This is a genomic window from Pseudoalteromonas sp. OOF1S-7, from assembly GCF_022347765.1.
Taxonomy (GTDB): domain Bacteria; phylum Pseudomonadota; class Gammaproteobacteria; order Enterobacterales; family Alteromonadaceae; genus Pseudoalteromonas.
Genome location: NZ_JAKRFZ010000001.1, coordinates 224,524 through 250,319 on the forward strand (window position 1 = coordinate 224,524; position 25,796 = coordinate 250,319).

Consider the following 25,796-nt stretch of genomic DNA (forward strand, 5'->3'; position numbering starts at 1 on the left):
CAGAATTCAAACAAAAAAATAGCGCCATGAGGCGCTATTTTTCTTTTACTTTCAATTAAAACGGCATCTTGAATCCCGGAGGCATCTGCATACCGCCGGTGACTTCTGACATGCGCTTTTGCGACTCTTCACCTACACGGCGTACAGCGTCATTGACCGCTGCTGCCAGCAAGTCTTCGATCATGTCTTTGTCGTCTTCCATCAGGCTTTCGTCGATCTCTACGCGGCGTACATTGTGGCTACCCAGCATAGTGACTTTAACCAGGCCTGCGCCGGCTTCACCAACGACTTCCAGGCTTTTAATCTCTTCCTGGGCTTTTTCCATGCGCTCTTGCATTTGCTGCGCCTGCTTCATGATATTGCCCATTCCACCTTTAAACATAGTCTGCTCTCTTACACTTCAAAAATTAAAACTCTATGGGACACAAGATAAGGGCTTACTTGCGCAATTACAATGCCCTTACCGATTTTTCGTCTACCGAGGCCTCAAACTCGCGGGCAAAGGCCTGGATCACGGGATCGTTATTAACCGCATCGACCGCCTGCAGGTATCTCTGCTGATCGATATCCTGCTGGATAAGAAATGGCGTGTTGTTCACCACGTCAACAAATTCAATATTTAGCTCTACCGACGCATTGAGTCGCTCAGCCAGGCTTTCATGAAGTTTCTCTCTGAGCATACTGGAATCCAGATGCTGCTGACTCTGCTCCACCTGCAAAATACATTGCTGGCCCTGCTGGTTGAACATGGCATGCAACGCAAACTGTCTGACCCGGCCACCCAGCTGCATTTGTTCAATCATCTGGGCCCAGTCATCCTTTTGATGGGCGAATTTAATATCGCTGATTGGGCTGACAAAGTTCTCTGGTGCAGGGATTTCCAGAGCTGTTTCCTGAATATCCTGCTCTCCCGGTGCCTGCGGTGCTAACTGCTCCAGCAGCTCAGGGGCCAGCTTGCTTTCATCTTTTTTAAAGCGCTCCGCCATCTCGGGCTTTTTGGCTTTGCGTTGCGGTGCCACAGGCTGAGAAGCCAGCTGCGCCTGCTGGGGGGCCTGTTCTGCATACTGGCTATCATCAGTAAGCGGGGCTGACGGTAATCGTCTGCCTGACGCAACAGCACCGGGCACCGTACCGGCTCCCTGTTGCGGCTCAGACTTTTTTGCTTCGCCCTCTCCTCCCAGTAACCTGCCAGCGCCAGAGATTTGCCGATTTTGTAAAATACGAGCAATGGCCGACTGCGCTTGTTGCTGCTTTTGTGCCAGCTGCTGAACAGGAGTATGCTCTGACTCTTGCGAGCCCTGCGTCTGCTGCGGTGCATTGCTTTGCTGTTGAACGGGCTCTGGCTGCTGCACTGGTGCGCTCTGATGTTGCTCATAGCCCTGTGATTCGGCCTGAGCCATGATGTCCTGATATTGTTGTTCAATCGAGACATCTTCCGGTGACGGCGGAGCTGCTGGAGGTGCTGTGTGTACCGGGACCGTGTCTGTAAATTGTGCAGCAGATGACGATTCCTCTGGGCCTAATTTAGATTCAGACTTTTGCTGTTCACGGGCAGACGGAGGCTGACCGACGACCTGCGCATCGTGTTGTTGCATCGCTGCTGTCGTAGTTTGCTGATGCGCTTGCGCTGAGCCTTGCTGCTGAGCTTTCTCTGCAATATTTTGCGGCGCCGGTGCGAGCTGAGATTCAGAAGTAACAACCTGGCTTTGTGGCGCTGCATTTTGATGTTCAGGAACAGGTGTGTTGTTCTGAGCCTGCGGACCACGCTGTTTGGCACTTAACATATCCCGCAGTTTGCCGACTTTACCCGGATCCTTTGCAGCTCCCGCAGGCGTCGGACCAGCGGCCTGAGAAAAGTCGGCACGTTCAAACGCCAGTAATCTCAGCATGATCATTTCAAAACCAAGCCTGGGTTCAGGTGCCCAGCTTAAGTCTTTTTTACCCGCAAGCAGCAACTGGTACATAAACTGGGTGTCTTGCGGTGTTAGCTGTTGGGCAAGTGTCTTCACCTGCTCGGCTTCAAACTGGCCAAAATTGGCAGCCTGAGGTACGAGCTGCGTAAGCTGTACAAGATGCAGCAGGCTGATCAGATCATCCAGCACGCTGGCGAAGTTACCGTTTTTCAGCGCTATGTCGGCCACTTCTGCCAACAGAGTTTCGCCCTCTTGTGACAATATGGCAGCCATGAGTAATACGGCATGGCTGCTGTCCATCAGGCCGAGCATTTGCTGTACGGCCGGTAAGGTCAACTCACCATTGGTCTGCGCGATTGCCTGATCGGTCAGACTCAGCGCATCACGCATACTGCCATCTGCTGCCTTTGCCAAGACTTCCAGTGCCGTCTCTTCGAAATTGACGGACTCCTGAGGCAAGATCTGCGACAACTGCATTACAATCTGGCTCTGTGCCATCGCATTAAGGTTAAACTGCAGACACCGCGATAAAATGGTGATCGGTAACTTTTGCGGATCGGTGGTTGCCAGAAGGAACTTAACGTGTTCCGGCGGCTCTTCCAGGGTTTTCAGTAACGCATTAAAACTGTGCTTTGACAACATGTGTACTTCGTCTATCAGATACACTTTATAACGACCACGCGTTGGCGCGTATTGCACGTTGTCCAAAATTTCTCTGGTGTCTTCCACTTTCGTACGCGATGCCGCATCTATCTCGATGAGATCAATAAACTTACCGGCTTCGATCTCTTCACACGCACTACATTGACCACATGGAGTGGAGGTGATCCCCACTTCACAGTTCAGGCTCTTGGCAAAGATCCTGGCAATGGTTGTTTTGCCCACTCCCCGAGTGCCGGTAAACAGATAAGCATGATGCAGACGCTGCTCATTCAGTGCATTGATGAGTGCTTGTTTAACATGCTCCTGTCCCATCATTTCGTGGAACGACTGCGGACGCCATTTACGCGCCAGAACCTGATAACTCATAGTGCGTTACTCGCCGTCAAAATCGACCAGCTTAAGTACTTTAATGCCCATGCCCGTGACGCGCTTTTCTCCACCCAGTTCAGGCAAAGAAATTACAAACGCGGCATCAGTGGCTTTACCACCAAGGCGTTCAACCAACTTAGCGGTTGCTTCAATGGTACCGCCTGTTGCCAGCAAGTCATCAACCAACAGAACTTTATCACCCTCTTGAATCGAATCAGTGTGCAACTCCAGCACATCTTCACCATATTCAAGCTGGTAAGACTGGCTGATCACTTCGCGCGGAAGCTTGCCTGGTTTACGTACCGGAATAAAAGGCAAGCCCAGTTCGTAGGCCAAAGGTGCGCCAAAAATAAAGCCGCGAGATTCAGTCCCTATAACTTTTGTAAAACCTTGGTCTTTGTACGCTTCAATAAGGCAATCCATGGTTGCCTTAAACGCCGCCGGGTTGGCCAACAAGGTCGTTACATCGCGGAACATGATCCCTTCTTTTGGGTAGTTTGGAACCGTCGCGATGCTGTCTTTAATCAGTGACAAATTAGCTTGTGTCATAATCGGATGCTTAATTAGTTTTAATTTCAAAGAGCTCGATTATAACAAGAAAGCAATGACATGAAATGCCAGAAAGGTGGATTTTACGATAAATTCATAAAGTTCGGATTGAAAAAAAGCCACCCAATCTGTAGGCGGCTTTTTAACTCTGAAAAACAGAAGGCTCTAAGTAGCGATTAAGCGCTCAGTGCAGTGGCCCAGCCAAGAATTGCATTCAGACATCCAATGCCAGCAAATACAGCGACAAAAGCCAGGAAATACTTCGCGTTGAACGGATCTTTGAAATCACCTTTAGACATATTACTACCTTTATTTTTAAGCGCTGGGTGAGCAAGCAGCATGTTGCCTGGCACAAGTGTCCAAGCTTAACTGCCTGTACAGCACTCAGCATAAGCACGACAAAACGGCGCCCATAATAATCGAACTTAGATGGCTGATAAAGGGGTATTATGCTTTTTTATCGACCAATATACCCAGACGAGCAAACTGGCTGAGTGTCTGAACCGCCCCGTTTATCAAGGTTTGTTTATCGAACTGGCTGAATTGTTCAGCCAATTGCGTTGCCAGAGAATTTATGGTTATTCCGGGATTAACAACAATATTTTGCAGTAATAGTGCCGTCATTGGATTCGTTTCGATAAACTGCACATCAAAGGCGCGATCCCGATATACGATAAAACAATGTGGACCCGAGGTCGCCTGAGGCTGGTGCACATCACTTATCTGATGTACTGGATACTGATAACTAACGCTGCGGGCGGCCTGTGACAGGTGTAGCCCTGATTGCTCAGATAAAGGCAGCGGGATGGGTGATTCCTCTTTGGCCTCCTGAGCAATTGCAACTTCCAATTCTGTCCATTCATAGTGGGCCAGCTCGAGCATAAAAGGAGGATCCGAGGGCAAGGGTGTGTACGCGTCTTGCAAAAAGCTCAAAAACTCCCGACTAATATCTAAAAAATAGGGAGACTGACAGTCATGCTGACTAAAGAAACTACGCACTAAAGTGAGCCAGGTTTGCTCATCGTAGAGACTTTTAAGTACCGGAAAGGTGGATGCGACAAACCCCTCTATATTATTGAAGAAGAGCTCACGATAAACCTGCATACGCCGGTCTTCAATACCTGCTGGTGTCGGGTGCACTGTGGGATCTTTAATGTGGGCCATAAACTCAGCCTGAACTTGCTGAAATGACATCAGGCGATCCCTCTTTTTGACTTGTTCAGGCTTTGTACGGCATGGATCTGGTCCACTTCTTCCAGCAACTGGGGCAAAGGTGGAATATTAAAGTCGCGCTCCAGTAATGTCGGGAACACACCGTGTATTTGATAGGCTTGTTGCAATAGCTGCCAGACCGGATCACACACCGCGTCGCCATGGGTATCCACCAGCAGGTCTTGTTCTTCAACATAGTGTCCGGCAATATGACCATAAACGATTCGCTCGCTGGGCATTGCTGCTAAAAATTCACTGGCATTATAGCCATGGTTAACTGAATTAACGTAGATATTGTTCACATCCAGCAACAGATCGCAATCGGCCTCTTCAAGTACAGCCAGGGTAAAATCCTGTTCGGACAACTGCTGTCCTGGTGCTGCGTAATAGGAGACGTTCTCCACGGCTATACGACGTTCGAGTCTGTCTTGCACCTCTGCAATCCGCGTTGCTGTATGCTTTACCGCTTCTTCAGTGAAAGGAATAGGCATAAGATCGTACATGTGACCATCACCAGAACAGTAACTCAAGTGTTCGCTATAGCAACGAATGCTATGCGTAGTAAAAAAAGTTTTCAAATCACTGACAAACTGAGTGTCCAGCGGTGCCGGCGATCCGAGTGATAACGACAAACCATGGCAAACAAAGGGATGCCGGGCAGTTAACTCAGAAAACTGAACTGCATATTTACCACCGAGCGTCATCCAGTTTTCAGGCGCAACTTCGTAGTAGTCAACCTGTTGAGGCGGGGAGACTAAAATATCATCTAACATCTCGCGCCTCAGGCCCATGCCGACCATACCAAACGGTTTATTCATTGTCACTCCTTAGCCAGGTTAGACGTTAAGCGTGGCAACCACATTTACCTTCGCCATACTTCCCTTCTTTTTTGGCATTGCCACCGCATTTACCTTCGCCGCACTTGCCTTCTTTTTTACCTTTGGCATCGCCGCCACATTTACCTTCGCCGCATTTGCCTTCTTTTTTACCTTTGGCATCGCCACCACATTTACCTTCGCCGCACTTGCCCTCTTTTTTACCTTTGGCATCGCCGCCACATTTACCTTCGCCGCATTTGCCCTCTTTTTTACCTTTGGCATCGCCGCCACATTTACCTTCGCCGCATTTGCCCTCTTTTTTACCTTTGGCATCGCCGCCGCATTTACCTTCGCCGCACTTGCCCTCTTTTTTACCTTTGGCATCGCCGCCGCATTTACCTTCACCACATTTTCCTTCACCGGCATCTAACTGATACCCTGCTGTCAATTGCTCAAAGCTAAATGGGTTGGCAGCAGCCTCTGGCGCACTAAAAGTTGCAGCAGTTACAACTGCCGCGCCTAATGTCATTGCTAGTGTGTTGGTTTTTTTTACTGATTTCATGTTGTTCTCTCTCAATCGGTAGCTATAAAAAATGGATGATTTGCATAGTAGACCACGGACTGAAGATATTTATTTCAGCTTTGAGAAATTTTTATCTTCACTTCCCTATTAATAAATCTGTTTCTCTCGTATAGAATAGCGCGAATTTTTTCTGGTGCGGTAATAATGAAATTATTTTTGGCCCCAATGGAGGGCGTTGTCGACTTTAAAATGCGCGAATTACTCACAAACCTCGGTGGGTACGACATGTGCGTTACTGAGTTTATCCGAGTTGTAGACCTGACGCTACCGCGACGCGTTTTTATTCGCTATTGCCCTGAGCTGTTAAACGGAGGATTAACCCAAGCGGGTACACCCGTGCGTATTCAGTTGCTCGGCCAGGTGCCCCACGCACTGGCGGCCAATGCCAGAAAAGCCGTTAAATTGGGGTCACACGGTGTTGACCTTAACTTTGGCTGTCCAGCTAAAACCGTTAACAAAAGTAAAGGCGGCGCCGTATTGCTCAAAGAGCCCGAGCAAATCTACCAGATTATTCGGGCTGTACGCGAGGCCGTGCCACCAGAGCATGAAGTCAGTGCAAAAATTCGTCTGGGGTTTGATGACGATGCAAACAGCACAGAAATTGTCGATGCCGTACAAAGCGCCGGTGCATCCAGCCTGGTGATCCACGCCCGCACCAAACGCGATGGCTATAAACCACCTGCCTATTGGGAAAAAATTCCGCCGCTTTTGGATCGCCTGACTATTCCTGTGGTCGCCAATGGCGAAATCTGGCAGGTAGAAGATGCAATACGTTGCCAGCAGCGTAGCGCCTGCGACAACCTAATGCTGGGACGAGGTGCACTGGCTACGCCGGACCTGGCCGCAAAGATAAAAGCCCATGTGGAAGGACGCGAATACCGACCGCTTGAGTGGCAGGAAGTGGTTTATCATATATTACACTCCTCAATGCATCAGGACCCCGAGGTAGGTGAAAAATACTTTTCGTCGCGTACGAAGCAATGGCTTGGTTACTTAAAGTTACAGTACCCACAGGCACACACATTATTTGATGAAATAAAGCGCCTGAAAAGCAAAGATGATGTGGTATCTGTGCTTGATAAATACGCAAAGTCTCCGCTGCTTGATTCAAATCATAACAATGAGCCTGCTGCCTAATAGATAATGGATGCTCATAAAAGGAGAAGAGCGCCATGAATGAGAATTTAAGAAATCACTACCAGGTAAAATTGCAGGCTGAGCTCGACCAGATCCGACATGAGTTTCTTGCGGATTTGAAGCAAGCCAGTAACCACGCAACCGAGGCGTTGATCAATACCTTACAATCATCACCGCCACATGAGTGGGTTGATATCGCCACTGATCGTATCTGCCCAGGTCAGTTTCCTAACTTTGAACGCCTGGTAAAAGTCGAAGCCGCTATTTGCCAGATGGACATCGGTCAGTTTGGTTACTGCTGTGACTGTGAGAAGAAAATTGAAGACACCCTGCTCGCCGTTGACCCGGCGGCGCAAAGGTGCCTTGACTGTGTCGCTAAGCAGAAGTAATTTGGCTTAATAACACAAAACTGGTCGCAGGAAAGAAAAGGATGTTTTTAAGCACACCCCGGGCCTGGTCTTCATTCAGCGCTAACCTTGATTGCAGAGCCAACAGAGCTTGTGTCTGTGACCAGGCATAATAATGCACACCCAGGTCCACTTCCATCATGGCTGCGGCGAACTGAGTTTCGCCTTTAGTCAGTGTCCGGTTACATTGGCTGATAGTCTGTTGCAAAGACACGAACCCATCTCGCCAGTTGAGCCCTGCTCGCTTATCACATCCAGCAAGAAGCTGATGTACTAGCGGCTCATTCAGACTGAAGTCAAGCCACTGAACTCCCTCACTCGCTTCGCCAGTTACGCCCTGTAACTCACTGAGCAAAGTTTCGGGTGCCGTCACTGAACTACTGTAGAAATTGAGTTTACTTTGATACCACTCTTTACCGTTGGGCAGCTGGTACATACCCAGGGATGATCTGACCCGGTAGCGTTCCAGGTACTCCACCAGACGTTGCGCAGCTTCGGAATGTTTGGTGATATCAGGCGTCAAATAATCAAGCAGCTGCTGCCTTTCAACCCGACTTAATATAATTTTACTTTCCCGGGCCTGGTTAAGTCGTATTTCAACATAGCCGTACCAGGCATCCACCTGAGACGACGACACCTGGTACTCCTTTACAATCTCTGGAAGATTTAAATGTATAGGCCAGGGTAAAAAGCGCTCGGGATATCGCTGCTGTATAATCAGGTACTGGACTTCCTGCGCCTCTGCTTCCCCGAAATGACTCAGATCTGCGCTTTGTAAGATATCGTGTCGTTGTTTTAAGTAAGCCTCTGTAAAAGGAAGTTCTGAATGGCCCTCAGTGTGTGGCTCTGTCGAATATGAAAACCAATTGAGATGTTTAAGTTGCTTAGATAAGTCTGCGTGCGAGAGCTTTACTTGCGGCTCTGTGCAGCCGCTGATCATAGTCAGCAACAGAAGTGCTGAGGACACATAACGCCGAGAGGTTTTCATGTCAGTTTATTCACCTTGTTTCACTGTGCAGACATGTACCAGACATAACTGCTCTAAATCAGGTTAAGTTATACCAAAGAAGAGATATTTTATAACTTAAATCAGAGTTCTAGAATGAAAGAATGCGTTGCAAGTACTCAAGCACCGGGCTTTTTCCGTGCACCATAAAAGCAAAAAGCCCCTTACGGGGCTTTTTCTGTATTAAAGGCTGATGCCTTTACGCTGTGCTTTCTCTTTAATAAAAGAGGCCCAGCTGCGAGCAAATTTGCGTGTTCTAGGATCTTCCTGAGCCTTAACAATCGCCGTGTATGCTTGCTTATACTTTTCCTGATACAGGTAAGCTTCTGCCAGGTCAGAGTAGATTGTGCCTTTTTTATCAGAGCCCAGTTCCAGCGCTTTGTTCAGACGAACAACTGCTGCACTGTACTGCTGATCCTGAAGTAACAAACTACCCGCTTTGCGGTATAACTCAGCATCGTCTTCAAACTTAGCAGCTTCCTCATAGTACTTAGCCGCATCACTGATGTGCTTAGCCTGATGATAGTAGCTGGCAATTGCCGTAACGTTTTGCTTAGTGCGCTTAACCTTCTCCTCTTTGACCGATTTTTCCATGACCTGAGCGGCTTTGTATGGAATTTCGTTCAATGAGTAGTAGCTGCTCAGAATTTTATAATGGTTCTCTTTTTCGAAATAACCATTCTGATAAGCCACTTCCATCACGGTCTGACCTTTTTTGTAGTCTTCCGTTTGCATGTAGAAGGAGCCCAGCTGAGTCCATGACTTAGGATCATCAGGGAACAGCTTCACCAGCTCTTCAGCCACCTTAACGGCGTTTTTGAACTGCTTCAGCTCAAAGTAAGAACCAATTTTAAGCATGTAGAATGACTTGTTAGGTTCTTCTTTGTTCAGTGCAATTGCTTGGTCCGCAGGCTCAATGACATCTCTGTACTTTTTCAGTTCATAGTTTGCCTGAGCGATACGACCATATACTTTCGCATCTTGTTCACCGGTGAAATCCATCCAGTCATAGTAAGATTTCTTAGCACCTTCGTACTGCTCTGTACCAATCAGAAGGTCACCCAACAGCTTGATCAAATCGCCCTGATCTTTGAAGTTCAGCACGTCTGGCGCGATTGCCTGACGGATGTACTTAATTGCTGTTTGATACTCTTCTTTCTGAGCATACAAGTTACCCAGGTAACGGTTTACTGTGGCGCGGTCAAACTCGTCAGACGCGTCAATTTCGAGCAATAATGCAATTGCTTCATCAACTTTGTCTTCGTTGTACAAGTCAAACGCTTTGATAACCTTTTTACCAACTCGCTCACCCATAACCTTCGTTTTGGCATTCTTGCGTTCTTCAATCTTTGCTGGATCTGGGGCCGCAAAAGCGGCAGTGCTTAAAGCACCGCCTGCCAAAGACATCATCAGAGCAAGAGCTGTTGCTTTAGACATTTGCTTCATACCTTACTCCCCTAGTCTTGGTTAAGTTTAAAGTCAAGTTGTACAGTAATACCAGGTTGCTTTTGCGGCTTACCATCAACGATTTTAGGTCTGTACTTCCATTTGCGAAGCGCACGTTTTGCTTCACGATTGAAAATACGCTTTGGTTCAGCATCGATGATCTCAATGTCATCTACACCGCCCAGCTCATTGATAGTGAAGCGCAGCTGTACCCAGCCTTCTTTACCATCACGCGCTGCTTGAGGCGGATACTTAGGTTCGATACGAACGATAGGTGTTGCTTCACCGTCACGACCGAAATCACCAGGACCACTTAAACCACCAGCTGTGCCACCGATGTTGATGCTAGGCATGTTAAAGCCAATTGCACCTGCATTCGGGTTAGCATTCTCAGGCTGAGGCGGCTGCGGTTTAGGCGGCTGCTTTGGCGGTGGAGGAGGCGGAGGCGGTACACGCTTCCTCTCCTGCACATCTGATTCAGGCGGATTCGACATAATCTCGACTATGATCTCTTCCTTCTTATTGTCAGCCCTATCCGCTCCTCCTGAGATAAGATAGGACATAAAGAAGAATAAGCCGAAGGTTACTGCCCCACCTGCAAGAAGTGAAAACAGAAATCGAATCATCACTTAGCTCCAGCTATTGAAATCTTCAAGGCGTCGTCAGTTGCCTTAATCTGGTCCATTACCTTAACAACCACACCGTGTTTCGCGCCTTTATCCGCCTGGATAATAACGGTCTCGGTTTGTTGCTCAGCTAATAGATTTTCAAGGTTCGCACTTACACGCTCAACATCAACCTGACGCTTATCCATCCAGATCTCACCGTTTTCACGGATTGCGATGAAGATGTTCGCATTCTTGGTTTGTTGTGCCTGCGCAGCTTTTGGCTTTTTAACTTCAATACCGGCCTCTTTAACAAAAGAGGTAGTAACGATGAAGAAGATCAACATGATGAATACGATGTCAAGCATCGGGGTCATGTCTACTGCTGCTTCTTCTTCCTCACGAAAACGTTGTTTACGTGCCATAATAAAATCTCTCTCTAGTGATGTGGCAAGCTATCAATTAGTTTCTCTTTAGCCATCTTCGCTCTCGCTTCAAGACGGGTGCTAAAGAATACACCTGATAGTGCCGCAACCATTCCAGCCATTGTTGGTATCGTTGCCATTGAGATGCCTGAGGCCATCAATCGAGGGTTACCTGTACCTTGTGTAGCCATGGTTTCGAATACCGAAATCATACCTGTCACTGTACCGAGTAGACCGATTAACGGACACATTGCAACCAATGTTTTGATAATCAACATGCGCTCATCTAATTTTTCAGACGCTTCAGAAATCCATGCATCGCGGATTCTGTGTGCGTACCAAGATGTAGTATCTTGGCGGGCATCCCATCTGGCTACAATTCCCTTTTTAATTTTAGGAAATTCAGCCAATAGGAACCAATAGCGCTCAATCATTAATACCCACATTAGAAAGAGTGCTATCGCGACCACGTATAATACATCGCCGCCTGTAGCAACAAAATCCCTGATAGATTCCCACGTCTCCACCAGGACTAGCATTATGCTCTCTCCTTCTCCGCGTGCGCAGCAACGATACCCGCGCTTTGCTCGTCAAGAATGTGTAGGATAGATTTACTACGACCCGCAACAATAGCGTGAAGTAGGATTAACGGTAGCGCAGCAATTAGACCAAGCGCAGTAGTAACAAGAGCTAGAGAGATGTTACCTGCCATGATCTTCGGATCACCAGTACCAAATAGTGTGATTGATTCGAACGTCAGGATCATACCAACAACCGTACCTAGTAGACCTAGTAGCGGTGCGATAGCTGCAAGGATCTTGATGATGTTGATACCAGCTTCGATGCGAGGCGTTTCACGTAGAATTGCTTCGTCAAGTTTAAGCTCAAGGTTTTCAACGTCTTGGTTCTTGTTATCGTGGTACACTTTCAAGATACGACCCAGTGGGTTGCTGTCACTTGGGTTGTTAGCGTTCTTGATTTGCGACTTGATCTTCGCACCAACCAGCATTAGGTCTAGGAAACGAACAACAGCGATCAACGCACCTAGTGCCAGCAACGCAGTGATGATGTAACCTACAGTGTCACCCTGGTGCCAACGTTCTTCAACCGTTGCACGCTGAGTATTCAGACGCAGGATAGCACCACGCGTTGGGTCAACAACGAAAGGTGTGTACTGATCAGCAGACGTGCTCAGAAGATCAGCAACAGTTGCCAGAACGTCTGAAGAAGGCTGCTTACCTAGTGGTACGATTTGCTTGTTTTCTGGATCGTAAACAACGTAACCGTCTTTAGTTACCAGGTTGAAGTTACCAACACGCGTTACTTGTTTAACATTGATGTCGCCGCTTAGCTCTGCTACTTCAGATTCGAAAGTAGAGATCTTCGCAGACTCAGTCATTTCAGTCTGGAACGCAATCCAAAGCTCTTCCAGCTCACGCGTAGTTGGTAGTTCTTTAGCAGCGGCCAGTGAACGAAGTACTTCTGAGCGTCCAGGCTTTTCAGCACTGATGATAGACGCTTCGATTGCACCGATTGCTTCAGCAGCGTTACGACGTACCACACCGAACATCTCGCCCAGGGTACCCTGTGCGTTAAGTAGTTCAGTTTCTTTCTCAGCCAGTGTTACTTCGTTTTGCTTGAATTGCTTGTTAAGACGCTCACCACGTGCTTTTTCAGCAGCAAGGTCGCGCTTAGCTTTGTTCAGCAAAGCTTGCTTGTCAGCACGATCTGACAGGAACTCTTGTTCACGAGCTTTGTTGATTTTACCTTCAGAGATACGGTTCTGCTTTACTTGCTCTAGGATTTTATCCAGAGACTCAGTGTTAGCGTGTGCGTTCAACGCGCCACCAGCAGAAACTGTTAATGCTGCAGCAACGGCAAAACCTTTAAATAGTTTCTTCATGTTTTATTACTCCGCGCCGAAAATAGGTAGTTTAACTAGTTCTGGGGCAGCCTGACCACGTGCGATACGGATCATGTCTTTGATAGGCTTAAGGTATTCTTCACCTAGCTGATCCCACTGCTTGCTGCTGGTGTTCCAAACCCACGCTTGCTTCTGGTCAAAAGACTGAGCAACATATGCGATACGGCCTAAACGGGCGAAGTCAACATTGATGTTTTTACCGCTGATTTCAAGTGAACCCTGAGAAGCAACCATTGCTGAACCGTAGTTAGTTTCAATGCTGTATGCTTCAAGTACCTGACGGTATTTTTCAGACGTCGTTACTTTCGCGTTAGTAAGCGTTTCACGTAGTCTTTCAATGCGCTCTAGACGCTTTTCAGTATCAAACGGCACGTCCGCTTTGATGAATTGCTCGAGTGTATCAATCATGCGATACATCAAAGGCACAACGTCTTGCTTAGTTTTATCAACCGTCGCGATCTGACGTTCTAGAGATTCGATATTTGCATTTTGGTCTGCAACCAAACGTGCTACGTGGTCGTTGTAAACTTTCAGAAGTTCTGTTTCGTCAACAATTCCACGGTACTCAGCTACCATTTCGATAGTTTGACCGTAGATACCATCAATCTTGTCTTGAGACTTTTTAGCAGCCGTTTGAGTTTGCTGACCTACTTTTTGTATGTCATTCAAAGGATCTGCCATCACATTGCTGCTTGCAATTGCCGCTGCGCCAAAAAGCGCTGAAGCTACAAGGCTCTTTCTGATTTTAACAGACATAGTTCCCAACCAATTAAGTAATGTTACTTTTATAATTTTTGCACTCTCTTAGAGAGTACCCCGGATACTTTTAGCAGTATCAACCGTGCAATAATGCTAAATGCTATAGCCCATGTCAACTTCATGTTTAAAACAATTTTTGCTTGTCGCGATGAAATAAATTGAAAAAAAACATTGTATTAACAAGGAAACCAAGAATAAAAACCTTAAGCACTTATATTTCATACACAAAGCAACTTTATTTACATTTTATTACAGCCATTTAGGCCCAATTAGCCACCTTTATTTTGCATGATTCCACATTCTATTTCGTTTTTAATATCAAGCTACTAGACGTATTGAGCACACTTAGCGTCCAGGTTTACGCAACAGTGAAATCAGGTACAATGGAAAGCTCTGCCCAATAACTGTTCAGCCAGTAATTTGCACTGTGTTTCTATTTCCTGGATAAACTCTGCAACATGCAATCCGTCCATCAGCCCGTGGTGCACCTCGACTGAAAATGGCAGTTCCCCGGTTTGTGTATCAAGTCGACCGAACACGCACTTTGGGATACCAAGGTTATCTTTTGCATTACGAGCATGACTAAAGCTACTAAAGTCGAGCCATGGCAAAATGGATAAATAAAGTTGCTGTGGATTATCACATGTCGCCAAAAAGTGTTCACTAACCAAAGGCTGATCCAGGAACGCCTTTTTCTGTGCATCATTCTTTTTAATGTAGTCGTGGATATCTTCACAAGCAACCAAAGGCACAAAACGAAAGCTTCTGTCTTCGCGCAAAAATACGCAACTCATGTCGACTTGATCAACAACGCAAGGATGCTCATTGACTATGCGATAACGAATGGGCGCATAATTTTGGCAGGCTTTGCTCAGACAATATAAATAACTGTAGGTAAATGACAGCTGATGCTGTTTGCACAGCGTGTAAAGTGAGCCTGTTTTAAGACGGATGGTGATACTAAAGTAAGGCTGCTCGAAGCCAAGATAAAAATCAAAGTGCTCGGCCCTGGGCCAATCTGATGAAGTGAGTTGTTTCATAATTCAATATAGAGGGAGAAATACCCCTCTATATTGATAGTATCATGCAAGGATTACAAACCGTTTGCGATGATCTCCTGTGCAAGCTCGTCGGCAATCAGGTGTGTTGATTTTTGCTCAGCATCAGAACGAACAAAGATCTCAGTCAACGTATCGTAGATGCCTTCCACATGTTTGGTCGCGGCAGCTTCACTATAGCCTTCCGGCTTAGTTTCGTAGTATACGTTGATGATCCCACCGGCATTGATAACGTAATCAGGGGCATAAAGCACGCCTTTTTCACGCAAGATTTCACCATGTCTTGATTCTGCAAGCTGGTTGTTCGCACAGCCCGCGATAATGCTGGCTTTGATACGAGGGATCGTATTATCGTTTACCGTTGCACCCAATGCACAAGGGGCATAAACATCCACATCCAGATCGTAGATTTCATCAATGCTCACGGCGGTTGCGCCGAAGTCATTTACCACTCTGTCTATTGATGCCTGATTGATATCCGTCACAAACAGCTCAGCGCCCGCTTCATGCAGGTGCTTACATAAAGTATATGCAACAGCGCCTAAGCCCTGCACCGATACTTTCACACCAGACAAATCCTGATGACCATGTTTGTGCTGATAAGCTGCTTTAATGCCCAGGAATGTGCCCAGCGCAGTGAAAGGCGACGGGTTACCGCTCTTACCTTCGAGACCCATTACATAATTGGTTTCTTTGTGCATTGTCATCACATCGCCGGTGGTGATGTTCACGTCTTCTGCTGAATAGTAGCTACCGCCAAGACGCTCAAGGTGCTTCCCAAATGCTCTGAATAAGGCTTCAGATTTGATTTTTTTAGCATCACCGATGATCACAGACTTACCGCCACCAAAAGGCAAACGGGCCACTGCGTTCTTGTAAGTCATCCCCTTTGACAAACGCAATACATCGTACACAGCATCGACATCATCTGCGTAGTCCCACAGGCGACAACCGCCAACCGCAGGACCCAGTTTAGTGTTATGAACAGCAATGATTGCCTTCAGGCCCGATGCTTCATCAGAACAAAAAACTACTTGCTCGTGGTTATCAAATTCAACTTGGTTAAATACAGCCACTTTGTTTGTTCTCCGTTATAGACTGACTTTGAGTCAGATAGCGCTGAAATTCATCGAACTGTATCACTAACTCTCTAACCAATCCACAATATGAGTTGATATTGACTCTAAAAGCGTTAAAGCTGCCTTCATGATACATTAAACAGCCATATATCAACTTTTATATGCACTATATTAGATTATATTAGCTTAATTCTTCACTATTTTTACAATTTTAAGTGGTTAATCTTTACGTAAACGTCAACACACTCGTTTATGTATGATTATTTTTACGATTTAATGAGGTCAGATGAGAGAGGGAGCGTAATTTTGGTATGGATGAACACACCCAAATAGCCTGCTGTTGTTAACTAACTACAAAACGCCATGATCAAAAAAAGAGGGCCAGGCCCTCTTTTTCATGTCGGTGTAGAAATGCTTTTACTTAAGCTTGCTATCCAGCTCTTCAATCTTGGCTTTCCAGATAGCCGGTCCCTGAGTGTGGGCATTCACACCGTCGCTGTCTACGGCAACGGTCACTGGCATATTCTCTACTTCAAATTCGTAGATTGCTTCCATTCCCAGGTCTTCAAAAGCCACAACCCGGGCTTTCTTAATCGCTTTGGCCACCAGATAAGCAGCCCCACCAACCGCCATAAGGTAAACGGCTTTGTTTTCCTTAATGGACTCAACGGTCGCCGGACCACGCTCCGCTTTACCTATCATGCCGATCAGACCTGTTTTTTCTAACATCAGATCGGTGAATTTATCCATTCGTGTAGACGTTGTTGGGCCCGCAGGACCCACCACTTCGTCACCAACCGCATCAACTGGGCCCACGTAGTAAATAAATTTATTGGTTAAATCAACCCCTTCAGGTAACCCTTCGCCCGAATTAATCATGTCTTGCAGACGCTTATGCGCCGCATCACGGCCCGTCAGGATCTTACCGGACAACAGCACGGTTTCGCCCATTTTCCAGTCCTGGATGTCATCTTTGGTGATTTCATCCAGATTGACGCGACGCGTATCTTCACCCACTTCCCAGGTCACTTCGGGCCAGTCTTCCAGCTTAGGCGCTTTAAGATCAGCAGGGCCTGAACCATCAAGCGTGAAATGCACATGACGCGTTGCAGCACAGTTAGGGATCATCACAACAGGTTTAGAAGCCGCGTGCGTTGGTGCAGACTTGATTTTAACGTCAACAACCGTGGTCAGGCCGCCCAGACCCTGCGCCCCAATACCGAGTTTGTTTGCACGTTCAAAAATTTCCAGACGTAACTTTTCTTCCGCCGTTTCTGCGCCACGTTCAATCAGCTCATGGATATCAACCGGATCCATCAGAGACTCTTTTGCCAGTACTGCAGCTTTTTCAGCCGTACCACCAATACCTATTCCCAGCATGCCTGGTGGACACCAGCCAGCACCCATAGTCGGTAACGTTTTCTCTACCCAGGCTGCAACATCGTCTGACGGGTTCAGCATCACCATTTTAGTTTTGTTCTCTGAACCGCCACCTTTAGCTGCGATCATGACCTCGACCTCAGCGCCCGGCACCATATCAATATGCACAACAGAAGGCGTATTATCTTTGGTATTTTTACGCGCACCGGCTGGGTCTGCAACAATGGAAGCACGCAACGGGTTATCCGGATTGAGGTAAGCACGACGTGTACCTTCATCCACCATTTGCTGTACAGTCAGGTCCGTCTTGTCCCATTTAACATCCATACCAACCTTTACAAAACAGGTCACGATCCCCGTATCCTGACATAACGGACGTTTGCCCTCTGCCGACATACGAGAGTTAATTAAGATCTGTGCGATAGCATCTTTTGCAGCTTTACTTTGCTCTTTGTCGTACGCTTTTTCTAAAGCCTGAACGAAATCCAGCGGGTGGTAGTAAGATATGTATTGCAATGCATCTTCGATGCTGTCAATGAAGTCTTGCTGACGAATAGTACTCATGACGGTTCCTTTATTCTCCGGTCTGTGACGAGGCAAACCGGTGTTTATTGAGAGGCGCGATTATATACCATCTTACGAGAAGAGAGTATCGCTATCAGAGATTAGCGACCAAAGTCCTGCGCTTATCTAAAACTGTAAGATAGAATGCAATCAAACACGCTATGGATTCAATGACAATTATGATACCCTCCTCGCCCGTTTCGGGCTAGCATTCGGGTTCAGTTAATGACAAATCCAGGTAGTAACACCATTGAACTAGACATTTCTTTGTCAACCGTTGAAGTATTCGACACCCTCGCCTCTCAGCCGCTGGCAATACTACTCGACTCCAGCGATGCCAGACATGAGAATAGCCGGTTTGATATCATGAGTATTAACCCCTTGTGTATACTCGAAGCCAAAGCCGGTCAGTTTTATCTGGATGGCACACAGATTGGACAAGATGGCTTCACCATAATGCAAGAGAAACTGGCTGAGCTGGACACCAGTTCACACCCAGATGTGCCTTTCTGTGGCGGGTGGCTCGGCTACTTTGGCTATGATCTTGGCAGATATTTAGAGGTCATGCCTCACATCGCAGCACAAGATATCACACTACCTGACATGATAGCAGGCCTTTACCCGGATGCATTGGTCCGAGATAATCAGCAGAACCGCTGGTACTTTGTGACCCAGCCGGGTTACAACCGGCTGAGCACTTACCTGTCACTCATTAAACAAAATAACGCTGACAATGATACTTTCACACTGACCAGTGACTGGCAGGCAAATATGACTCAGGCTGAATATGCCGCTAAATTTGCCAGCATCCACGCTTATCTGAAAAGTGGCGACTGTTACCAGATTAACCTGGCTCAAAGATTCAGTGCCAGTTATCTGGGATCCCCATGGTGCGCTTATAAAACCTTACGCGCCAACAATAAGGCACCTTTCTCAGCGTTTATAAACCTCGGGGCCGATGCCATCGTGTCGGTTTCGCCCGAGCGCTTTATCTCTGTGCGCGATGGCCAGATCGAAACCAAACCCATTAAAGGTACTTTACCCAGAGTGAACGGCGATAAACAAGCAGATGCACTGCAGGCCGCGACCTTGCAACGTAGCCCCAAAGATCGCGCAGAAAACGTCATGATTGTCGATCTGCTGCGCAACGACCTTGGTAAAGTTGCTAAGCCCGGCAGTGTCCAGGTGCCAAAACTATTTGAAATCGAGAGCTTTCCTGCTGTGCACCACCTGGTCAGTACAGTCACGGCTCAACTGGCAGAGGGCAAAACTGCGGTTGATCAGCTCAGAGCAGCGTTTCCGGGCGGATCCATTACCGGTGCACCAAAGATCCGTGCAATGGAAATCATCGAAGAGCTGGAGCCACACAGGCGCAGCGCCTACTGTGGTTCTATTGGCTACCTCAGTGCCTGTGGGGCAATGGACACGTCGATCACGATTCGCACATTAGTATGCCACCAGCAAAAAATTTACTGTTGGGCCGGCGGGGGGATTGTCGCAGACTCGGACTGTGAGTTAGAGTATCAGGAGACATATCACAAGGTGAACAAGATACTGCCCATTCTATGAACCTACAACACGTTATCAGCCGCTACAGTTTAAGCGCCGCGAGCCATTCGCCAGTTTTGGGGCAAGGCCAGGAAAGCGCTGTTTTAGTGCCACTGCTAGAGGTGGATGGCGAAGCATCCGTGTTATTTTGTAAGCGCAGTGCCCAGCTGCGCAGTCATCCCAGCCAACTCTGTTTTCCGGGTGGTAAGGTTGAACAGAAAGACCATTCCGTGATCACCACAGCGTTACGAGAAACTCAGGAAGAAATCGCCTTAGATCCACAGCAAGTTAACCCCGTCGGAGTATTACCTCTGCACACAACACTAACGGGATTCCGTATTACTCCTGTATTGGCCGTTTTAGACCGCAATGCAAGCTGGGAGACGCACAGTGATGAAGTAGAACATGTGTTTACCCTACCGTTGTCTCTGCTTGCACAGCAGCGTGCCTGGCAACCCGTTCAAACCCGGTTACGGGGCAAGGCCGTGACTTTTAATGGCCTGATGACAGAATATGGTCTGCTCTGGGGCGCGACTGCTAAAATCATCCAACAGCTCCTCATCCGAGTGGCCTGACCTGTTTAAAAAATGTCATCAATTACGCTCTAAACAATTGAATTTACACACTTTGAAGTATTTTTTACCTCACATTGGTTGCATTATCCTCTAACTCAACCAAAACTGTATACAATTTTGCTGTGAAATGGGTTACTTATGCAATAATTAACGTTATGATGTGCGCCCGTTCAGAGGCAATGTTGAGTAGAATTTATGATTAGTGCATTTGATATGTTCAGTATTGGTATTGGGCCGTCATCTTCCCATACTGTCGGACCTATGCGTGCTTCGCGCCTGTTTGTGAAAGACCTGCGGGACAACAACATAATTGATCAAATCACATCAGTGAAAGTAGAGTTATTTGGCTCACTGGGCCAGACTGGCATAGGCCATGGTTCCGGTAAAGCCGTGATCCTGGGCCTGGCAGGATACGATCCCGAATCGGTAGATGCGGACCAGGTACCCCAGATCCTGGATACCATTGAGCGTGAGCAGGTCATTTATCTGGACAAGACCCACAAGGTTGCTTTTCCTAAGCAAGGCGCCATTGTTTTCCATCGTCGCAAAACCCTGCCGAAACACTCCAATGCAATGGAGCTACAGGCATACACAGGCAGTGAGTTGGTACATAGCCAGGTCTATTACTCAATAGGCGGTGGCTTTATTGTCACAGATGAGCAGTTTGATGCAGAAAAGCAAGCTGCAATCGACGTACGCGAGCAAAACCCAGCCCCTTACCCGTTTGAAAATGCTCAGCAGTTGCTGGAAATGTGCAAGGAGACAGGCCTGAGCGTATCTTCGCTGATGATGCACAATGAGAAAACACTGCGCAGTGAGCAGGAAATCAAATCAGAACTATTCCATATCTGGGAAGTGATGAAGGCCTGTACAGAACGCGGCATGCGCACTGAAGGCATATTACCCGGTGGCTTAAAAGTAAAACGTCGTGCACCCAGTTTGTACTTAAAACTCAATGTTGAGAACAGCAACGATCCGCTTCGGGCCATGGACTGGGTTGATCTGTTCGCACTGGCCGTCAATGAGGAAAATGCAGCAGGCGGGCGTGTTGTTACTGCCCCAACCAATGGTGCTGCTGGGATCCTGCCTGCAGTACTTATGTACTACCATACTTTCATCAAAGAAGTCGATGCCGAAATAGCAACACGTTACCTGCTGACTGCCGCAGCGATCGGCATTCTGTATAAGAAAAATGCCTCTATCTCTGGTGCTGAAGTAGGCTGTCAGGGAGAAGTCGGAGTGGCTTGCTCTATGGCGGCAGGCGCGCTGACAGAGATCATGGGTGGTAACGTCGTCCATGTAGAGAATGCCGCCGAAATTGGTATGGAGCATAATCTGGGTCTGACTTGTGATCCGGTTGGCGGATTGGTGCAGGTACCTTGTATTGAGCGAAATGCCATGGGGGCAGTTAAGGCCATCAACGCTTCGCGTCTCGCAATGCGTGGTAGCGGAGAACAAAAAGTGTCTTTAGATAAAGTGATCAAAACCATGCTCGATACGGGTAATGACATGAAAACTAAATATAAAGAAACGGCACGTGGTGGCCTGGCGGTTAATATTATCGAGTGTTAAGCTGCAAGGTCTGCTAATAAAAAAGCCGCAATTGCGGCTTTTTTATTGTTTATTCGTATCAATTTGCTTAATTAAGAGTTCTATTTTGAGGCGAGAAAATAGCGTCGATAACACCGCTCCCGCGTCCTGCTATCGCTAAGGCACCTACATCCATTTAGGCGAGGCAAAAATTTGCGAACTCATACCTAAGGTAAAGGTTCTAAATGAGGAGTTATTAACACAGTTAGCGTCATATTTGCTCCTTCAAATTGAACAAGGTATTAAGTGAAATTGGTACCTCTTATTTGACTGGCAGCTCTGTGTGTTCAAATAGCGCATCGACATCTTCCTGGTTGCGCATCAGGCTGGCCCGCTCGACCAGGTCTTTGGTCAGATGTGGGGCAAAACGTTCTATAAAGTCATACATATAACCTCGCAAGAAACTACCCTTTCTGAAACCAATCTTAGTGGTACTGGCCTCGAACAGATGGCTGGCATCAATACATACCAAATCTTTGTCTGTCACTTCATCGACCGCCATAGTTGCCAATACGCCGACACCCAGTCCTAATCGAACATAGGTTTTAATCACGTCCGCATCAGTCGCAGTGAAAACAATATGCGGCGATAAACCATGTGCATTAAAAGCTTTATCGAGCTCTGAACGCCCGGTGAAGCCAAATACGTAAGTGATCAATGGGTACTTTGCGACATCCTGAACTGTGATATTGCTGCCTTTTTTAGCCAATGGATGATCTTTGGTCACCACAATACTGCGATTCCAGTGATAGCAAGGCAGCATGATCAGGTCGCCGTAGAGATGTAGCGCTTCTGTTGCGATGGCAAAGTCTGCATCACCCCGGGCTGCGGCATCTGAGATTTGTTGCGGCGTGCCCTGATGCATATGCAAAGACACCGCCGGATACTTTTGCATAAACCCCTGGATCACATTCGGCAATGCATACCGTGCCTGCGTATGTGTAGTCGCAATATTGAGTTTCCCTTGATCGGGTAACGTATGTTCATTGGCGACGGCTTTAATGCCCTCGACCTTTGACAGAATCTCCCGGGCAATATTGATTATTTCATTACCGGCGCTGGTAACATGGGTGAGATGTTTGCCACTACGGCCAAAGATCTGTACACCAAGCTCGTCTTCCAGCATACGCACTTGCTTGGAAATTCCCGGCTGGGAGGTATACAAGCTTTCAGCGGTTGCAGACACATTGAGGTTGTGGTTTAGAACCTCAACTATATATTTCAGTTGTTGTAATTTCATAACTAAGCGTTTGTTTTAATTGTTATCTGGTGTACGACTAGGCCATTTATCAATAGATACAGGCAAATAATGAACCAGCCTAGCATAATTATAGTCTATCCGATAGGACAATACTTTCCCCAGCCTATTAGAGCCAGCTTCCAGCCATTAAGCTATACTAAAAAATGATGGAATTTGCTGGATTTTCAAGTCTCTTGTTATTAACACTGTTCAATCCGCAATTATTTGATGTAATATAAAAAAACTGTCAGCTGTATGATTTACGAAGAGATCCGGGTATGTTTGTTACCGTAATAATTTTGTTGATTGTAGCACTCATTGTCATTGCTGTGTGGGTTAGTGCTATTCAACAACACAGAGAAAAACAAGAAGCGGAGCGCCGTAAAGAGCTGGCAAAGCAAAAGCGGGTCATCGAAGAAGCAGAAGACGTCATCCTCAACAGCAGCAATATTCCTATGTCAGGCGCGATGATCCGGATCATTCAGCGCCGTGTGCATGACGCACTGGTGTCTATGGTTGAGCTATCACCCACCTCTCGCGAGCTTAAAAGCCGTATGCATGAGTCTCAGGAGCGTTTAAATAACGAACCTCAAAATGCCAACGAATCTGATAAAGTCACTCTGCCAGATAACGACAAGCAACTTATTGCTCTGGTTCAGGGGATTAAAAAGTTACGCCACCTCCTGCGCTCAGAGCACAGTAAAGGCAAAGTAGACACACAAGTATTTGTCCAGGAAGACCGAAAAATGGAGCGGCTGCAGCTTAGGATCAATGTGGAGAGCCAAATAAAGCGGGGATTGTCCGCGAAAAGCGCCAATATGGTGGGTTCTGCACGGCAGTACTTCGAAAAAGCCTACGCGATTATTTGTGGGGTTACCTATTCAGATGAATATATTAGCGAAAAGAAGAGCCTGCTCGAAGGATATCTGAGTGAGATCAGTACTGAGCTGAAAGCGTCCAATGCCTCTGCTGTGAAAAAGAAAGCCGAAAAAGAAAAGGACGATCTCGACGTCCTTTTCGCACCCAAGAAAAAGTGGTGATCAGCTTCAGCTGATCGCGAACTTTACGATAAAGAGGACGGTTAATATCCAGACACTGATGGAGATTTCCTCACGCTTGTTACAGGCCAGTTTAACTGCCGTGTAAGAAATAAAGCCAAGTGCAATGCCGTGGGCAATCGAAAAGGTCAACGGTGTCATTAACAGCACAACACTCACCGGAATTGCATCGCTCATATCATCCCAGTTAACTAACTTCAGGTTTTGTAACATCAGTACAGCAACATACAAAATAGCACCGGCCGTAGCATAGGCAGGTACCATCTGTGCCAGAGGTGCAAAGAACATCATCAACAGAAAACACAAACCAACGACCACGGCCGTTAAGCCAGTACGGCCACCCACGGATACGCCCGACACAGACTCGATGTAGGAAGTAGTAGTAGACGTCCCAAGAAACGAACCCGCAATGGTCGCTGAACTATCAGCTGACAGTGCTCTGCCAAGGCGTGGCATGCGCCCTTGTTCGTCTGCAATCCCGGCTTTTTGCGTAACTGCGACCAAAGTACCGCTGGTATCGAACAAATCAACAAATAAGAATGCAAACACCACACTCAGCATCGAAATTTCCAGCGCACTGGCAATATCCAACTGGGCAAGAGTGGGGGCAATACTTGGCGGTGCCGACACAATGCCTGCGTATTCAACTAAGCCAAGAGCCCAGGCGAGAACAGTGACTAATAAAATACTGACCAGTACCCCACTTTTCATATCCCGATACATTAATGCGGCAATTACAAAAAAGCTCAGAATAGCGAGTAAAGGACCTGGGCTGGTAATGTCACCTAATTGCACAAATGTCGCGGGGCTGGCGACGATGATCTGCGCATTCTTCAGCGCGATCAGTGCCAGAAAAGCACCTATCCCTGTGGCAATCGCTTGCTTAAGCACCAGGGGAATTGCCTGGATCACCCACTCCCTGACTTTAAAAATACTCAGCACTAAAAACAAGCAGCCAGATAAGAAAACCGCGCCCAGCGCGCTTTGCCAGGTATGTCCCATCCCCAGCACAACGCCATAAGTAAAAAAGGCATTTAATCCCATACCAGGGGCCAAAGCCAAAGGATAATTGGCCCAAAGGCCCATAATAAAACAACCTATGGCAGCCGCTAAACAGGTCGCGACAAACGCGGCACCATGATCGATGCCCGCTTCAGCCAGCATGGCCGGGTTTACAAACACAATGTAAACCATAGTGACAAATGTCGTCAGACCGGCAATAAACTCGGTTTTGACTGTGCTCTGCTGTGCACGGAGCGAAAATAATTTTTCCAGCATGTCTTTGTATTTTATATAGAAACGAAAGCCGGATTTTATCACAAATCTCTGGTGTAATCGGACAAAATAGTTAAAAATCAACTACACTCTGATCTAGGTCGTATTAAGTGAAATCAGTATGAAAAAGAACCAATTAGCAGTTGCAAACGGTAATGACTTGGAACAACAACTCCTCAATGTACTGGAGTTTGTCACCGCAACGCCGGACTCTGAAAACCGCTGGCCCTCAGACACGGATAGCAAAGCCGCCTATAAAAAAGGACTTTATTATCTGAAAAATAAACAGTATCCGCTCGCCGCAAAATGGTTACGCCTGGCTGCTATGTCAGGCGATAACAAAGCTCAGTTTTACCTTGGCATGTTGTTTATCAAGGGTCAGGGCGTACCAAAGAGCGTGTTTCATGGTATCGCCTGGCTGTCACTCGCCCAAAGTCAGGGCAACCAGGCTGCAACAGAGACACTGGAACAAGTCCGTACACACCTGACTGCAAAACGCTTTATAGATGCACAGTGCTATGCAGCTACCCTGTATGAGCAAATCCACCAAATGATGCATTTTAACCAGGATGCCTGCAAATAATAAAAGTAAATATAATCAAAGCTCTAATAC

General features: G+C 47.0%; 26 protein-coding genes. 7 read left to right on the top strand and 19 right to left on the bottom strand.

What is annotated here, in order from left to right:
• Positions 1-55: 55 nt before the first annotated feature.
• The 7 genes from MHN33_RS00955 to MHN33_RS00980 form a co-directional block, all read right to left on the bottom strand.
• Positions 56-382 carry a YbaB/EbfC family nucleoid-associated protein gene (locus MHN33_RS00955; protein ID WP_125718762.1) on the bottom strand — a complete coding sequence of 109 codons (327 nt, stop codon included), beginning with the start codon at positions 380-382 and terminating at the stop codon, positions 56-58.
• A gap of 67 nt (positions 383-449) precedes the next feature.
• On the bottom strand, positions 450-2,942 hold the full coding sequence (dnaX, locus tag MHN33_RS00960; RefSeq protein ID WP_239393289.1) for a DNA polymerase III subunit gamma/tau: 2,493 nt from the start codon (positions 2,940-2,942) through the stop codon (positions 450-452).
• A gap of 6 nt (positions 2,943-2,948) precedes the next feature.
• The gene (gene apt, locus MHN33_RS00965) at positions 2,949-3,494 is read right to left on the bottom strand and encodes an adenine phosphoribosyltransferase (RefSeq protein ID WP_239393290.1); all 546 of its coding nucleotides are present in this window, start codon (positions 3,492-3,494) and stop codon (positions 2,949-2,951) included.
• Positions 3,495-3,670: 176 nt separating this feature from the next.
• Positions 3,671-3,793 carry a hypothetical protein gene (locus tag MHN33_RS23790; RefSeq protein WP_268795172.1) on the bottom strand — a complete coding sequence of 41 codons (123 nt, stop codon included), beginning with the start codon at positions 3,791-3,793 and terminating at the stop codon, positions 3,671-3,673.
• 148 nt (positions 3,794-3,941) lie between these two features.
• Positions 3,942-4,688, bottom strand: coding sequence for a putative DNA-binding domain-containing protein (locus tag MHN33_RS00970; RefSeq protein WP_239393291.1), 747 nt, complete (start codon positions 4,686-4,688; stop codon positions 3,942-3,944).
• A complete protein-coding gene (locus tag MHN33_RS00975; protein ID WP_239393292.1) occupies positions 4,688-5,524 on the bottom strand; it encodes a DUF692 domain-containing protein in 837 nt (278 codons plus the stop codon). Before MHN33_RS00975 ends, MHN33_RS00970 begins: the two co-directional genes overlap by 1 nt.
• 25 nt (positions 5,525-5,549) lie before the next feature.
• Positions 5,550-6,086: a hypothetical protein gene (locus MHN33_RS00980; RefSeq protein ID WP_239393293.1), complete on the bottom strand. Its 537-nt coding sequence runs from the start codon at positions 6,084-6,086 to the stop codon at positions 5,550-5,552.
• A gap of 165 nt (positions 6,087-6,251) precedes the next feature.
• Between MHN33_RS00980 and MHN33_RS00985 the strand changes: the two genes are divergently transcribed.
• Together MHN33_RS00985 and MHN33_RS00990 are read left to right on the top strand one after the other, a co-directional pair.
• A complete protein-coding gene (locus MHN33_RS00985) occupies positions 6,252-7,244 on the top strand; it encodes a tRNA-dihydrouridine synthase (protein WP_239393294.1) in 993 nt (330 codons plus the stop codon).
• A 35-nt stretch (positions 7,245-7,279) separates the two neighbouring features.
• Positions 7,280-7,633 (top strand): TraR/DksA C4-type zinc finger protein, encoded by a 354-nt coding sequence (locus MHN33_RS00990; protein WP_239393295.1) that lies wholly within the window; start codon positions 7,280-7,282, stop codon positions 7,631-7,633.
• Here MHN33_RS00990 and MHN33_RS00995 read toward each other — a convergent pair.
• The 10 genes from MHN33_RS00995 to MHN33_RS01040 all read right to left on the bottom strand — a co-directional run bounded on the left by MHN33_RS00995 (position 7,620) and on the right by MHN33_RS01040 (position 17,897).
• Positions 7,620-8,639, bottom strand: a complete 1,020-nt coding sequence (locus MHN33_RS00995) for a hypothetical protein (protein WP_239393296.1) — start codon at positions 8,637-8,639, stop codon at positions 7,620-7,622. The two genes, MHN33_RS00990 and MHN33_RS00995, sit on opposite strands and share 14 nt — an antisense overlap.
• 201 nt (positions 8,640-8,840) lie before the next feature.
• Positions 8,841-10,103, bottom strand: coding sequence for a tetratricopeptide repeat protein (locus MHN33_RS01000; RefSeq protein ID WP_239393297.1), 1,263 nt, complete (start codon positions 10,101-10,103; stop codon positions 8,841-8,843).
• A gap of 11 nt (positions 10,104-10,114) precedes the next feature.
• Complete coding sequence (locus MHN33_RS01005) at positions 10,115-10,729, bottom strand: TonB family protein (RefSeq protein ID WP_239394977.1); 615 nt, start codon at positions 10,727-10,729, stop codon at positions 10,115-10,117.
• Positions 10,729-11,133, bottom strand: a complete 405-nt coding sequence (locus MHN33_RS01010) for a biopolymer transporter ExbD (protein WP_010381814.1) — start codon at positions 11,131-11,133, stop codon at positions 10,729-10,731. The genes MHN33_RS01005 and MHN33_RS01010 overlap by 1 nt, the downstream gene beginning before the upstream one ends.
• A gap of 14 nt (positions 11,134-11,147) precedes the next feature.
• Positions 11,148-11,672 (bottom strand): MotA/TolQ/ExbB proton channel family protein, encoded by a 525-nt coding sequence (locus MHN33_RS01015; protein WP_125561636.1) that lies wholly within the window; start codon positions 11,670-11,672, stop codon positions 11,148-11,150.
• Positions 11,672-13,036, bottom strand: coding sequence for a MotA/TolQ/ExbB proton channel family protein (locus tag MHN33_RS01020; RefSeq protein WP_239393298.1), 1,365 nt, complete (start codon positions 13,034-13,036; stop codon positions 11,672-11,674). The genes MHN33_RS01015 and MHN33_RS01020 overlap by 1 nt, the downstream gene beginning before the upstream one ends.
• A gap of 6 nt (positions 13,037-13,042) precedes the next feature.
• Positions 13,043-13,813, bottom strand: coding sequence for a DUF3450 domain-containing protein (locus MHN33_RS01025; RefSeq protein WP_239393299.1), 771 nt, complete (start codon positions 13,811-13,813; stop codon positions 13,043-13,045).
• 377 nt (positions 13,814-14,190) lie between these two features.
• Positions 14,191-14,856, bottom strand: a complete 666-nt coding sequence (locus tag MHN33_RS01030) for a CatA-like O-acetyltransferase (RefSeq protein WP_239393300.1) — start codon at positions 14,854-14,856, stop codon at positions 14,191-14,193.
• Positions 14,857-14,909: 53 nt separating this feature from the next.
• A complete protein-coding gene (locus MHN33_RS01035) occupies positions 14,910-15,950 on the bottom strand; it encodes a Glu/Leu/Phe/Val dehydrogenase (RefSeq protein ID WP_239393301.1) in 1,041 nt (346 codons plus the stop codon).
• Positions 15,951-16,370: 420 nt separating this feature from the next.
• Positions 16,371-17,897, bottom strand: coding sequence for a fumarate hydratase (locus MHN33_RS01040; RefSeq protein WP_239393302.1), 1,527 nt, complete (start codon positions 17,895-17,897; stop codon positions 16,371-16,373).
• 225 nt (positions 17,898-18,122) lie between these two features.
• Between MHN33_RS01040 and pabB the strand changes: the two genes are divergently transcribed.
• The 3 genes from pabB to MHN33_RS01055 all read left to right on the top strand — a co-directional run bounded on the left by pabB (position 18,123) and on the right by MHN33_RS01055 (position 21,592).
• Positions 18,123-19,466: an aminodeoxychorismate synthase component I gene (pabB, locus tag MHN33_RS01045; RefSeq protein ID WP_239393303.1), complete on the top strand. Its 1,344-nt coding sequence runs from the start codon at positions 18,123-18,125 to the stop codon at positions 19,464-19,466.
• A complete protein-coding gene (locus tag MHN33_RS01050) occupies positions 19,463-20,020 on the top strand; it encodes a CoA pyrophosphatase (RefSeq protein ID WP_239393304.1) in 558 nt (185 codons plus the stop codon). The genes pabB and MHN33_RS01050 overlap by 4 nt, the downstream gene beginning before the upstream one ends.
• Before the next feature lie 195 nt (positions 20,021-20,215).
• Positions 20,216-21,592 carry an L-serine ammonia-lyase gene (locus MHN33_RS01055; RefSeq protein WP_239393305.1) on the top strand — a complete coding sequence of 459 codons (1,377 nt, stop codon included), beginning with the start codon at positions 20,216-20,218 and terminating at the stop codon, positions 21,590-21,592.
• A 280-nt stretch (positions 21,593-21,872) separates the two neighbouring features.
• Here the strand turns inward: MHN33_RS01055 and cysB are convergent, their stop codons facing one another.
• Positions 21,873-22,850, bottom strand: a complete 978-nt coding sequence (gene cysB, locus MHN33_RS01060) for an HTH-type transcriptional regulator CysB (RefSeq protein ID WP_054016759.1) — start codon at positions 22,848-22,850, stop codon at positions 21,873-21,875.
• A gap of 278 nt (positions 22,851-23,128) precedes the next feature.
• Between cysB and MHN33_RS01065 the strand changes: the two genes are divergently transcribed.
• Positions 23,129-23,890, top strand: coding sequence for a hypothetical protein (locus tag MHN33_RS01065; RefSeq protein WP_239393306.1), 762 nt, complete (start codon positions 23,129-23,131; stop codon positions 23,888-23,890).
• Positions 23,891-23,896: 6 nt separating this feature from the next.
• Here the strand turns inward: MHN33_RS01065 and MHN33_RS01070 are convergent, their stop codons facing one another.
• Complete coding sequence (locus tag MHN33_RS01070) at positions 23,897-25,186, bottom strand: NCS2 family permease (protein ID WP_239393307.1); 1,290 nt, start codon at positions 25,184-25,186, stop codon at positions 23,897-23,899.
• A 118-nt stretch (positions 25,187-25,304) separates the two neighbouring features.
• On the opposite strand from MHN33_RS01070, the gene MHN33_RS01075 reads away from it, so the two are divergent.
• The gene (locus tag MHN33_RS01075; RefSeq protein ID WP_239393308.1) at positions 25,305-25,766 is read left to right on the top strand and encodes a sel1 repeat family protein; all 462 of its coding nucleotides are present in this window, start codon (positions 25,305-25,307) and stop codon (positions 25,764-25,766) included.
• Positions 25,767-25,796: the final 30 nt, after the last annotated feature.

What these genes read in the sequence shown, in the direction of transcription:
- MHN33_RS01070 (WP_239393307.1), bottom strand. Translation starts at nt 25,186, where the DNA reads ATGCTGGAAAAATTATTTTCGCTCCGTGCACAGCAGAGCACAGTCAAA.
- MHN33_RS01015 (WP_125561636.1), bottom strand. Translation starts at nt 11,672, where the DNA reads ATGCTAGTCCTGGTGGAGACGTGGGAATCTATCAGGGATTTTGTTGCT.
- MHN33_RS01075 (WP_239393308.1), top strand. Translation starts at nt 25,305, where the DNA reads ATGAAAAAGAACCAATTAGCAGTTGCAAACGGTAATGACTTGGAACAA.
- dnaX (WP_239393289.1), bottom strand. Translation starts at nt 2,942, where the DNA reads ATGAGTTATCAGGTTCTGGCGCGTAAATGGCGTCCGCAGTCGTTCCAC.
- MHN33_RS00980 (WP_239393293.1), bottom strand. Translation starts at nt 6,086, where the DNA reads ATGAAATCAGTAAAAAAAACCAACACACTAGCAATGACATTAGGCGCG.
- MHN33_RS01030 (WP_239393300.1), bottom strand. Translation starts at nt 14,856, where the DNA reads ATGAAACAACTCACTTCATCAGATTGGCCCAGGGCCGAGCACTTTGAT.
- MHN33_RS00975 (WP_239393292.1), bottom strand. Translation starts at nt 5,524, where the DNA reads ATGAATAAACCGTTTGGTATGGTCGGCATGGGCCTGAGGCGCGAGATG.
- pabB (WP_239393303.1), top strand. Translation starts at nt 18,123, where the DNA reads ATGACAAATCCAGGTAGTAACACCATTGAACTAGACATTTCTTTGTCA.
- MHN33_RS00955 (WP_125718762.1), bottom strand. Translation starts at nt 382, where the DNA reads ATGTTTAAAGGTGGAATGGGCAATATCATGAAGCAGGCGCAGCAAATG.
- cysB (WP_054016759.1), bottom strand. Translation starts at nt 22,850, where the DNA reads ATGAAATTACAACAACTGAAATATATAGTTGAGGTTCTAAACCACAAC.
- MHN33_RS01055 (WP_239393305.1), top strand. Translation starts at nt 20,216, where the DNA reads ATGATTAGTGCATTTGATATGTTCAGTATTGGTATTGGGCCGTCATCT.
- MHN33_RS23790 (WP_268795172.1), bottom strand. Translation starts at nt 3,793, where the DNA reads ATGTCTAAAGGTGATTTCAAAGATCCGTTCAACGCGAAGTATTTCCTG.
- MHN33_RS01005 (WP_239394977.1), bottom strand. Translation starts at nt 10,729, where the DNA reads ATGATTCGATTTCTGTTTTCACTTCTTGCAGGTGGGGCAGTAACCTTC.
- MHN33_RS01000 (WP_239393297.1), bottom strand. Translation starts at nt 10,103, where the DNA reads ATGAAGCAAATGTCTAAAGCAACAGCTCTTGCTCTGATGATGTCTTTG.
- MHN33_RS01040 (WP_239393302.1), bottom strand. Translation starts at nt 17,897, where the DNA reads ATGAGTACTATTCGTCAGCAAGACTTCATTGACAGCATCGAAGATGCA.
- apt (WP_239393290.1), bottom strand. Translation starts at nt 3,494, where the DNA reads ATGACACAAGCTAATTTGTCACTGATTAAAGACAGCATCGCGACGGTT.
- MHN33_RS01010 (WP_010381814.1), bottom strand. Translation starts at nt 11,133, where the DNA reads ATGGCACGTAAACAACGTTTTCGTGAGGAAGAAGAAGCAGCAGTAGAC.
- MHN33_RS00990 (WP_239393295.1), top strand. Translation starts at nt 7,280, where the DNA reads ATGAATGAGAATTTAAGAAATCACTACCAGGTAAAATTGCAGGCTGAG.
- MHN33_RS00970 (WP_239393291.1), bottom strand. Translation starts at nt 4,688, where the DNA reads ATGTCATTTCAGCAAGTTCAGGCTGAGTTTATGGCCCACATTAAAGAT.
- MHN33_RS01020 (WP_239393298.1), bottom strand. Translation starts at nt 13,036, where the DNA reads ATGAAGAAACTATTTAAAGGTTTTGCCGTTGCTGCAGCATTAACAGTT.
- MHN33_RS01065 (WP_239393306.1), top strand. Translation starts at nt 23,129, where the DNA reads ATGTTTGTTACCGTAATAATTTTGTTGATTGTAGCACTCATTGTCATT.
- MHN33_RS00985 (WP_239393294.1), top strand. Translation starts at nt 6,252, where the DNA reads ATGAAATTATTTTTGGCCCCAATGGAGGGCGTTGTCGACTTTAAAATG.
- MHN33_RS01050 (WP_239393304.1), top strand. Translation starts at nt 19,463, where the DNA reads ATGAACCTACAACACGTTATCAGCCGCTACAGTTTAAGCGCCGCGAGC.
- MHN33_RS00995 (WP_239393296.1), bottom strand. Translation starts at nt 8,639, where the DNA reads ATGAAAACCTCTCGGCGTTATGTGTCCTCAGCACTTCTGTTGCTGACT.
- MHN33_RS01025 (WP_239393299.1), bottom strand. Translation starts at nt 13,813, where the DNA reads ATGTCTGTTAAAATCAGAAAGAGCCTTGTAGCTTCAGCGCTTTTTGGC.